At 47.4% G+C, this 8128-nt stretch carries 8 protein-coding genes; 4 read left to right on the forward strand and 4 right to left on the reverse strand.

What is annotated here, in order from left to right; translation table 11 throughout:
• The coding region (locus tag A3751_RS22810; RefSeq protein WP_197466287.1) for an alpha/beta fold hydrolase at positions 1-361 on the forward strand (361 nt) is incomplete at its 5' end.
• Positions 362-379: 18 nt separating this feature from the next.
• Here the strand turns inward: A3751_RS22810 and A3751_RS11315 are convergent.
• On the reverse strand, positions 380-1648 hold the full coding sequence (locus tag A3751_RS11315) for an NADH:flavin oxidoreductase/NADH oxidase family protein (protein WP_068455902.1): 1269 nt from the start codon (positions 1646-1648) through the stop codon (positions 380-382).
• 118 nt (positions 1649-1766) lie between these two features.
• Here A3751_RS11315 and A3751_RS23530 point away from each other — a divergent pair, with 118 nt between their 5' ends.
• On the forward strand, positions 1767-2699 hold the full coding sequence (locus A3751_RS23530) for a PaaI family thioesterase (protein ID WP_068455905.1): 933 nt from the start codon (positions 1767-1769) through the stop codon (positions 2697-2699).
• Between the two features lie 49 nt (positions 2700-2748).
• On the opposite strand, the gene A3751_RS11325 is transcribed toward A3751_RS23530, so the two are convergent.
• Positions 2749-3879 (reverse strand): SMP-30/gluconolactonase/LRE family protein, encoded by a 1131-nt coding sequence (locus A3751_RS11325; protein ID WP_068455908.1) that lies wholly within the window; start codon positions 3877-3879, stop codon positions 2749-2751.
• A gap of 261 nt (positions 3880-4140) precedes the next feature.
• On the opposite strand from A3751_RS11325, the gene htpG reads away from it, so the two are divergent.
• Together htpG and A3751_RS11335 are read left to right on the forward strand one after the other, a co-directional pair.
• Positions 4141-6057 carry a molecular chaperone HtpG gene (gene htpG / locus A3751_RS11330; RefSeq protein ID WP_068455911.1) on the forward strand — a complete coding sequence of 639 codons (1917 nt, stop codon included), beginning with the start codon at positions 4141-4143 and terminating at the stop codon, positions 6055-6057.
• 134 nt (positions 6058-6191) lie between these two features.
• Positions 6192-6941 (forward strand): glycosyltransferase family 2 protein, encoded by a 750-nt coding sequence (locus A3751_RS11335; protein ID WP_068455914.1) that lies wholly within the window; start codon positions 6192-6194, stop codon positions 6939-6941.
• A gap of 35 nt (positions 6942-6976) precedes the next feature.
• Here A3751_RS11335 and A3751_RS11340 read toward each other — a convergent pair whose 3' ends face one another.
• Together A3751_RS11340 and A3751_RS11345 are read right to left on the reverse strand one after the other, a co-directional pair.
• Positions 6977-7309, reverse strand: coding sequence for a branched-chain amino acid transporter permease (locus A3751_RS11340; RefSeq protein WP_068455917.1), 333 nt, complete (start codon positions 7307-7309; stop codon positions 6977-6979).
• Positions 7300-8025 carry an AzlC family ABC transporter permease gene (locus A3751_RS11345; RefSeq protein WP_068455920.1) on the reverse strand — a complete coding sequence of 242 codons (726 nt, stop codon included), beginning with the start codon at positions 8023-8025 and terminating at the stop codon, positions 7300-7302. Before A3751_RS11345 ends, A3751_RS11340 begins: the two co-directional genes overlap by 10 nt.
• Positions 8026-8128 lie beyond the last annotated feature (103 nt).

Consider the following 8128-nt stretch of genomic DNA (forward strand, 5'->3'; position numbering starts at 1 on the left):
CTTCTATCAACGAGGCACGTTTAAAGGCTGGGATGACGACTGCCTACATTCCTACATCAGGCATGGAATGCGCGCCTCGGAGAAAGGAGGTTTTGAGTTAAAATGCCCGCCGCGCATTGAGAGCGCTATTTTTGCCAGCTATACCTCTGCGATATGGACCTCACTCAGTGCGCTGCAAATTCCGGCTGACATGCTTTACGGCAACAAAACCTATGAGTTTGTACGAAATACACTGCCAAAGCTGGAAAAAAACTATGACCTAGTGAGCGTGCATGAGGTTGAGGGCGGCCATTGCTTTATGCAAGAGCGGCCCGAGGAGTTCGCAGAGCATATTCTTTCATTGTTACAAGATGCGCAATAATTCCTCATCTTGTGCGGTTTATCCTTTAAGTTTGCGACGCATATTCAAACGAAAGTCATTGCTCATATGACGTAGAAAGTAGCGCAATGTGTGAATTTTTGGGTTTGGCGCTAAACCTTTTGATAGCAAAATCATTTGCCAGTAATAAAAACCTACTTGGCCGTAGCTGTTGATGGCCTTTATCAGGTTCGAACTGCTGTTGTTGCCCCAAAATCCTTTGCCCATGACCAGCTGGTTCTCATAGTCATCGAGCGTGTCGATAGCGCCATCTATGAGTTTTGCAGGGCAATCGGTTTGTGTGCAAAGAGGGCGAGCTAAACCGATCATATCGAGCTCTTTGTCGGCAAGTGCCTTTTCCATGACGGATCGCGATCGGAATCCTCCCGTAACCATCAGAGGTATGTTTGCGGCCTCTTTGATACGTTTTGCATACTCGATAAAATACGCCTCACGCTTTCGCGTACTTTCTCGTACTTCGGTCGGCTCAACACCAATCAAGCTCAGCTGCTCGTAGGTGCCTCCAGAAATTTCAAGTAGATCGACCCCTTCTTCTCCCAGCCACTTTGCCACCTGCATGCATTCTTCAAAGGTGAAGCCATCTTTTTGAAAATCTGCAGAATTGAGCTTTACGCCAATAGGGTAGGTTGGCCCTACTTTTTCTCGAACCGCTGCAATAATGTTTCGCAACAGCCGCGCGCGATTCTCGACACTGCCTCCCCACTTATCTGTTCGTGTATTCACACGAGGTGAGAGAAACTGGCTGAGTAAATAACCATGAGCACTATGAATCTGCACTCCACTAAAACCGGCTTGCTGACAAAGTTCAGCCGAACGAGCAAAGCGTTTGATCACATCGTTGATGTCTTCTTCGCTCATTGCTCTAGGCTTGCCAAAATTACCCAGCATGTCGAGTTGAACTTCTGAAGGGGCGAGAGGTTGGCGATTGACGAGCTTCGGGCACTGACGTCCTGGATGGTTCAACTGTACCCAGCATTGATTTCCAGCGACCTGAGAGGCGTTCGCCCACGCTTTAAAGGCTGGGAGGTTTTTATCGTCTTCCAAAACCACGTTCCCTGCGCGTTCGAGGTAGCGACTGTCAATTTGAACATTACCGGTGATATGTAGTCCGGCGCCGCCATGTGACCATGAGCGATAAAGCGTTTCCAGTGCCTTTCCGGGGAGATCGCCGGGTTCCGCAAGCCCCTCGGTCATGGCGCTTTTCGCAATTCGGTTCGTCAGTTCCGACCCGCACGGGAGTACTAAGTTGGTTCCTAAAAGTGAGCTCATCTCTGATCCTATTCGAGTGATACGGCGTGGTTATTATGCTTCTTTATGCTTTGATCTTATTTTATGTGACGAAGTTCACTATAATCGCCGCTTTGGAATAATCGAGGCAGTATTAACGATGCGCGATGAAAGCATTTTATTGAAACAAGTTGAGTCTTTTATTTCCGTGTTGGCACAATGCCAAGCATTGGGAATTACGGTCACATCCGCGCGGGAAAATGAATTAATACTCGAACTGCCATACTCAGAGAGAATTATTGGCAATCCCGACTCGAAGGTGATTCATGGTGGAGCGATAACGACACTGATGGACACCACCGCTGGCGCAGCCGTTTTATGCGCTATGCCGGAATTTGAGCTGTGCCCCACCTTAGATTTGCGTGTTGATTACATGCGCTCTGCGCGGCCTGGATATCCAGTCTACGCCCGTGCTAGTTGTTACCGCGTCACCAACAACATTGTTTTTATGCGATGTGAAGCCTATCAAGTGGATAGAACGGTAGCGCATTGTGTTGCAACATTTATGCGCATGGGTGCGAAGGGAATACCCTCTCTTGAGCATATGACGAAGGGCATTGATGTGCCTCACTTTCCGGCACCAAAGATGCATCACCTAGAGGGTGACTTGAAAACGCTTCGGCAGTCTGTGCTTGCGTCGGGTCAGCATGACGCATTGATTGAAGCGATTCCTTACGCCAAGCATATTGGAGTGGAATTTGATGGGGATGTCGAGTCAGGCCTTTTCAAACTGACTCGCAACCATAGCAATTTGGGTAACCCGATTTTGCCTGCGATTCACGGTGGGGTTTTGGGTGGATTTATGGAAATGTCGAGTAGCTTACATCTCTTGGCGACCCAGCCTGTTGAGTCATTTCCAAAAATCATTGATTTCTCTATCGATTATTTGAGAGCCGGTATGGATACCGATACGTTTGCGCTTTGTGAGGTCACTCGACAAGGAGGACGTGTCGCAAATGTAGAAGTGCATGCTTGGCAAGAGTCCCAAGACAAGCCTATTGCTCTTGCTCGAGCACACTTCTTGATTGAATGATGTGCCGGCTGAGCAGCAATTTGAAGCTGCTCAGCCGTTGCTTTAGCTATTAGTGCCCCGGTGTTGCCGTTTGGTCCGTTTTAAGTTTGAAAATTTGATAAGGACCTTTTTCAGCAATATAGCTGTCAGGCTTGGCCATCACGTATTGAAGCGCGCTCGCTGTGACGTATAGATACCCATCAGGGCCAAAACTAAAGCCATCCGGCCAGCGTAATTTTTTATCTTTGTATAAGGTCTTCATCTCTCCAGATGGCGACATAACGATAATAGCTGAATGCTCTAAGTCTGAAATATAGATGTTTCCAGCATTGTCTGTCGTAATGCCATCGCTCATTGTTTTTTCTGCGAATGCTTCGATACGACCATAGAGCGCCTCTTTGGGTAAGTTTGGCTCAAGTAAGTCGGCTACTCGTATGCGATGCATCATGTTGTCCGTTACCGGTGCGAAATATAACCACTCGCCATTTCTGTCTAATGCGATTGAGTCTACGCCGGGACGAATGGCGAAAACGCCAAGCATCAGCATCTTCTCGCCTTCTACAAACGGGATAAAGTTGTCTGGATCGACAGAGTCGTGGTCTTCGATAACGCGACGTGCCGATTGCGTTTGCACCTCATAGACGATAAGGGCAGGGCTCAAGCCAAAGATGCTTGCATCAGCAATGAATATATAGCGGCCGGTAGGGTCTACCTGAAAATCGTTTAGGTGTGAGCCAAGAGGCGCAATGTCGCTCTCGAACACATAGTGATGCACAACGTCCATCGAAGAAAGGTCGATCGCGACAATTTGTGGCGTGCCGCTTCCATGGTTGGCGTAGTCGAGCAACCATAAGCGATTTTGTCGGTCGATGCGCATCGAGAGAACGGTTTCAATATTCAATTCAGAAGGTGCGTTGAAGCGCAGCTCAGTTGGCTCGCCATTTACTAACTCTGCAAGATTGTACTCAGGCCGACCTTCGGGGTGATAAGTGAAAAATATGCGCCCTTGTTCGCTCACGGCAATATTGCCCGGAGGGTAAGGAAGATCAGCGACTAGCTCGAGTTTGGACGGATCGAGAATGGGTGTCGAGCTGCGATCTGGGAACGCTTCTCCACCGCCGTAGATGGCATCTAAAACAGCGGCGCTCAAACCGATGAAGACGACGATGGAAAACAGAAAAATAACAAAGGCTCGCAACATGGGAAAGGTATCTTGTTTTTTTATGGAGTAGGGATGTTCGTGGGCGGGAAGTCTAAAGTCAAGTGCGCTTGATAGACAGCTAGTCGCGTGAAGAAATTTGTCTGCTTTAGTCTTGAATTATCTCTCTTCGTCCCTAAATACAGTTGCAGCTTAAAAAATGGCTTCGTGCTGTTTTTGGACAACCCTTCAACTCCAGTCGAGCGCTGAGCAAGGGTTCTTTTTTTAAATCAATTAACGTTATTCAAAAGAGAGATCATTGGTATGTCTGAATCAGAGAATCTTAGCAAGAATGCTGAAACGCTAGGCTTTCAAACGGAAGTGAAGCAACTACTTCACCTAATGATTCATTCCCTTTACAGCAACAAAGAAATCTTCCTAAGAGAATTGATTTCTAACGCATCAGATGCAGAGGATAAGCTTCGTTTTGAGGCGCTTTCAAACGATGCGCTTTATGAGAACGATGGTGATTTAAAAATTCGCCTCGACTTCGATAAAGACGCTAAGACAGTCACCATTACCGATAATGGTATCGGGATGACTCGGGACGACGTGATCAACAACCTCGGTACAATTGCGAAGTCTGGTACGGCCGACTTTATGTCTAAGCTAACGGGCGACAGCAAACAGGATTCGCAGTTGATTGGCCAGTTTGGTGTTGGTTTCTACTCGGCGTTCATTGTCGCTAAAAAAGTGGAAGTGTTTACCCGTCGCGCGGGTGTTGCTGCCGAAGAGGGTGTGCACTGGACTTCAGAGGGTGAAGGTGAATTTACAATTGAGACCGTTGATCGCCCTCAGCGCGGTACGTCAATTGTGTTGCATTTGAAAGATGATGAGACTGAATTTGCCGATGGCTGGCGCTTGCGCGGTCTTGTGAAGAAGTATTCAGATCACATTTCTTTCCCGGTTGTTATGAAATCTGAGCCAATGCCTGCGGAAGAAGGCGAAGAGCAGAAAGCACCTGAAGATGAGACGGTAAACGAAGCGACGGCGCTTTGGACGCTTTCAAAATCTGAAGTGTCAGACGATGACTACAAGTCGTTCTATAAGCACATTTCACACGATTTCCAGGACCCGCTCACTTGGTCGCACAACCGTGTTGAAGGCAAGCTGGATTACACGAGTTTGCTCTATATTCCTTCCAAAGCGCCATTTGACCTCTATAACCGTGACGTTCCTCGGGGCTTAAAACTTTACGTTCAGCGTGTGTTTATTATGGACGAAGCGGAGCAGTTTTTGCCGCTATACCTTCGCTTTGTAAAAGGTATTGTCGATACGCGTGATCTATCTTTGAACGTATCTCGTGAGATTCTACAAAGCGATAAAACAGTCGACAGCTTGCGCACAGCGCTGACCAAGCGCGTTTTGGATACGCTGTCAAAAATGGCCAAGAACGACGCTGAGAAGTACCAAGAGTTCTGGAACGAGTTTGGTCAAGTGATCAAAGAAGGGCTTGGCGAAGACTTCTCTAATAAAGAGAAACTAGCGAAGCTGCTTCGTTTTGCTTCAACGAATGGCGATAGCACTCAAAATGTATCACTTGATGAATACGTCGCTCGTATGTCTGAAGGGCAGGAGAAAATTTATTATATTTCTGCTGAAAGTCATGCCGCAGGCTTATCAAGCCCTCATATGGAAATCTTCCGTAAGAAAGGGATTGAAGTGCTTGTGTTGAGTGATCGAATAGATGGATGGATGATTTCATACCTGTCTGACTTCGAAGGCAAGCATCTGCAAGATGTGACCAAGGGGGAGTTGGATCTTGGTGAGGCAGAGGCTGAAGAAGACAAAAAGCAACAGGAAGAAGCGAGCAAAACCTACGAAAGTTTGATCAAGCAGATCAAAGAGCTGCTATCTGACAAAGTGGATGAGGTGCGGATGTCGAATCGTTTGACCGATAGCCCTGCTTGTTTGGTCGCTGGTGCACACGATATGGATGCACAGATGAAGAAGATTATGGAGGCCGCAGGTCAGCCTGTTCCTGAGAGTAAGCCAAGCTTTGAAATCAACGGCGATCATCCTCTTGTTAAGCAACTGAATGACGAGCAGGATGATGAGCGTTTTAACGACCTAACGCTTGTATTGTTTGATCAGGCCGCACTTGCCATGGGCGATCAATTGAAAGAGCCTGGCGCATTTGTAAGTCGATTGAACAAATTGCTTTTAGATTTGTCTAAATAGCGATTTAGCGATCTTTGTCCCTTAGGGAGCCTTAAAAAACCTGCCGCTCGTTCGGCGCGTCAGGTTACCCCGGCTCCCTTTTTTTATGTATGCTTGATGTCGAAACGTATCATTCGGCGAGATAGGAAAAGTACATGATAGAGCACGTAAGTGCGGTGATCATCGTTAAGAATGCTGCAGACACGATTCGTGGGACGCTTGAGTCGTTAAGGGCGTTTCAGGAGGTTGTTCTGTACGACAATGGTTCAAGTGACGACACGCTCTCAATCGCCTCGGAATACCCCAATGTACTTATCTTTGAAGGGCAGTTTGTTGGCTTTGGAAAGACCAAACAAGCGGCTGTGGCGTGCGCAAGTAATGACTGGGTGCTTTCTCTTGATGCGGATGAAATGGTCAGTCCAGAGCTTTCAGAGTTTCTTGAGGGGTGGCTACCCAATCAGGATCCAACCATTGCGATTAAGCTGCTGCGTAGAAACTATTTGATGGGCAAGTATGTGAAATACGCTGGTTGGGGTGGCGACTGGTTGGTTCGTTTGTTTAACCGAGAAGCGCATAACTTTAATGATAATGACGTCCATGAGTCCGTTGCATTGCATGATGGTAGCGCAGTTAAAAAGCTGTTTTATCCGATAGATCACAATGCTGTGCAGCATTTGGGGCAGTTCTTGGTTAAGGTGGATCGGTACACCGAGATCAATCGTCAAAGTGGGAAGAGCTACCCTCCTGCGATTATTTTCCTCAAAGCCATGTGGCGTTTTTTCGAAAGTTTTATTCTGAAAGGCGGTATTTTGGCTGGCTGGAGAGGGCTGGCGATTTCTTGGTCAAACGCCAATGGTGTTTTCTATAAGTACATGAAGCCCTACGCTGACAAACATAAAGACTGACCTTGGGTGGCGTTGAACGTGACGTCTATGCTCGCTTAGATTAAGCGAGCGAGAACACCTTGAACCCAAAGCATGTAAATAGCGGTGCCGCTGAAAATACTAATTAACGCGTTTTTGAAAAGCAGGTGTGCGCTCACCACTACAGCAAGGCTGACCAGCTCTGGTAAGCCGTGATTTCCGCTTGTCCACTGCACGCCTTTCAAACAGTACATCACCAATAGGGTCATGACGGCCGGGGGCAAATATCGGCCCAAAAATAGAACGACTGGATGCTGTTGATCGCTAAAAAGCCAGAATGGCAGTGCGCGGGTGATGAACGTCGCAATGGCCATCGTGGCGATAAAAGCGAGTAAATATGCTAAGTCCATGGTTTCAACCTGTATTTCATCAGTAGTAACGCGAGGGTAAGACTCAGGGATACCAAGAGCATATTTTGCGGTTGGGCGAAGTAGAGCGCGATGGCTCCGCATGTAATAGCGATTAGAAACGGGGCTAGCGTCCTTACTGCTTTATATTGCTCGATAACCAACACCATAAAGAGGGCTGTTAAGGTAAATTCCAACCCTTGCGTATCGAAACTGCCATTCTTGCCGAGGAGTTCTCCCAATAAGGCACCCAGTGTACAGCCAAGCACCCAGTAGCTTTGATTGAGGCAGGTAATTGTCAGTTGCTCTTCGCTGAGTGAGCCTGAGTCGTGATCGCCGCCTCTTTCTTCTTTGTCTTTTGTCTGTTTTAAAGAGGTCAGTAATGAGTAGGTTTCATCTGTTAGGCCAAAGATGAGATACCAACGGCGCCAGCCTTTCACTTTGAATTCTTTCAGTAGGGATAGACCATAGAATATATGACGCGAATTGAGAAGGAGGGTCGTCATGGCGACTTCTAACATTCCCGCTCCAGCCGCAAGTAAACCTACTGCCATAAACTGTGCGGCACCTGCAAAAATAACCACGCCCATCAGTGTGGCATAGTACCAATCGTATTCTAGCTCTGAGAACAGTACACCAAACGCCATGCCCATCGGCACATAACCAAACATCACGGGCATCGTTTTGTTGAGAGCAGATTTTAAGACGCGCGTGTTCATAGGTTTTCGTATACGTGTTCGTAGCGCTGAGCTGCCCGCTGGATACTGAAGCCTTCGATAAATTCAGGGGCGCGAACGCTTATTTCATGTATTAGTTGGTCAT

The organism is Oleiphilus sp. HI0080, assembly GCF_001635135.1.